The organism is Pseudomonas sp. PS02302, from assembly GCF_029959585.1.
Lineage (GTDB): Bacteria > Pseudomonadota > Gammaproteobacteria > Pseudomonadales > Pseudomonadaceae > Chryseomonas > Chryseomonas aestiva.
Genome location: NZ_JASCON010000163.1, coordinates 1 through 1,920 on the forward strand (window position 1 = coordinate 1; position 1,920 = coordinate 1,920).

Below are 1,920 nucleotides of genomic sequence, written 5' to 3' on the forward strand. Positions count from 1 at the left end.
CTCGAACCCATTGGATATATACCTCCGGCAGAAGCTGAGGCAAACTACTGGCAGCTACTCGAAAGCACTGAAAAGCGAGCGGCTTGAACTTAAACCAACCAGCCTCCACGAAACCCGGGGCGGTTCATTCTGACTCGTCAAGGATCGGCCAATGGATCGTTTGTCTAATTTGCTCTCGCGGTTCGGCGTGCGGGCCAATCTGTTCTATGACGGCGACCTATGCGGCTCTGCATCTTACGATGGCGCCGAGCGGCGAGGTTATATCCATCTGCTTCAGGCCGGCAGCGTGACGTTGCTTGGTCCCGATCGCAAGGATTTGCAGCTCACTCGCCCTAGCTTGATTTTTATGCCACGCCCCGCCAAGCATCAATTGTTTGCGGGTGAGTCCGATGGCGCAAAGTTGTTGTGTGCTTCCATGGAGTTTGAGGGCGGAATTGATAATCCTTTGTCGGCTTCATTACCGGACTGTTTGGTGCTCGCACTCGATGATCTGCCCATGCTGGCAGACACGTTGGAGTGGATGTTTGCCGAGGCGGCAAATGTGCATTGTGGAAGGGAAGCCGCGCTTGAGCGCTTATTTGAGCTCCTAATCATTCTGTTGCTCCGTTACCTGCTCGATCATCACCAGTTGCGCACCGGAATGATGGCTGGACTGGCCGACATGCGGCTTGCCCGATCGCTTTTACAGATGCACAACTCCCCGGAACATGCCTGGTCAATAGCAGAGCTGGCCAGTGAGTCAAATATGTCACGCGCTGCGTATGCCGTGCATTTCAAGAGTGTCATCGGACAGACGCCTGCTGATTATTTGTTGAGTTGGCGAGTTAGCCTGGCTCAGAAGCTGATGCGAGAAGGGCGCTCGATTACGCTGATTGCAGCTCAAGTCGGCTACGAAAGTCCTTCGGCGCTGTCTCGCGCATTTAGACGCAAGACGGGGTTGAGCCCTCGTGACTGGTTGAAAGATCTGGCGGGGGAAAATGATGGCAAAAAGGCCTAAGGCATTACTGCCTTAAGCCATTGAAAAAATTATGCATTAATTTTACGTTTTTCCAGTTCAACCAGCGAATGGCCTGCCACAAATATCGAAACAGCAAGCAACCCTAAGTCTTTAAGCAGAAACTGACCTGGCGCAACGGAAATCGCCGGAAACCCTAAACTAGGCTCAATGACGCCCGGAGTGGAAAACATAAAGCTAAGGGTTGTGAAGAACAGGCCTGCAGACAGAGCGCCTCCTACCACGGATAGTTTGGGCGACAGCATGCGGCCTGCGATCAGAGTGCCGATCGAAATCTCTAGTATGCCGAGCAGGCTGGAGAACATGTCGACCGAAAAAATGCTATACACCCATCCCAAAAGCGGGCTGTTGCTCACCAGTGGAACCAGGCCCTCGGCCTCGTAGTGGGTAAATTTCATGCCGCCGAACCAGAAGTAAATAATAGCGAGAGCCAAGTACGCGCCATAGATACCTAGCCCCATAGTTTTGGTTCCAAGCGTTAAGTGGGCCTGTACGCTGGACTTCGAGTTTTCAATGCCTATGGTTTTCATGTCTGAGCTTCCAGTAGTGAGTGAGAGTGTGTTGGCTGCCGAACGCCGTATGCGTTGGCGATGAGATGATTATGGCTGGCATCTCTAATCAAGAGGCATCAGAAAGTATTGATTTCAGTGCAGATCGTCTTGGGCGGTGCAATTCGCGATGAAGGGATCGCCGTGGAGAGCGATGAGTGCACTATTTCGATAAAGGAGTCGTTTTACATAGGTCGATGAAGCGCGTTGCGGCATCGCCTACTGTCATTTTGTTGGCGCTGATGGAAAATTGACCCACCCTGCCGATTGAAATTTGACCCAGGGCGGATTGCTGATTTTGTTACCAGCAACTGTGGATAAGTCTACCAGCGCAGCTGCTGTTGCCCCCACTCCTTC

The 1,920-nt window shown here is 52.3% G+C and carries 2 protein-coding genes; one reads left to right on the forward strand and one right to left on the reverse strand.

Features of this window, described 5'->3' with window-relative positions; genetic code table 11:
- The first annotated feature begins 151 nt into the window (after positions 1-151).
- Positions 152-997 (forward strand): AraC family transcriptional regulator, encoded by an 846-nt coding sequence (locus QMX82_RS25620; protein WP_003464995.1) that lies wholly within the window; start codon positions 152-154, stop codon positions 995-997.
- A 29-nt stretch (positions 998-1,026) separates the two neighbouring features.
- Here QMX82_RS25620 and QMX82_RS25625 read toward each other — a convergent pair whose 3' ends face one another.
- Positions 1,027-1,545, reverse strand: a complete 519-nt coding sequence (locus QMX82_RS25625) for a YkgB family protein (RefSeq protein WP_003464991.1) — start codon at positions 1,543-1,545, stop codon at positions 1,027-1,029.
- Positions 1,546-1,920 lie beyond the last annotated feature (375 nt).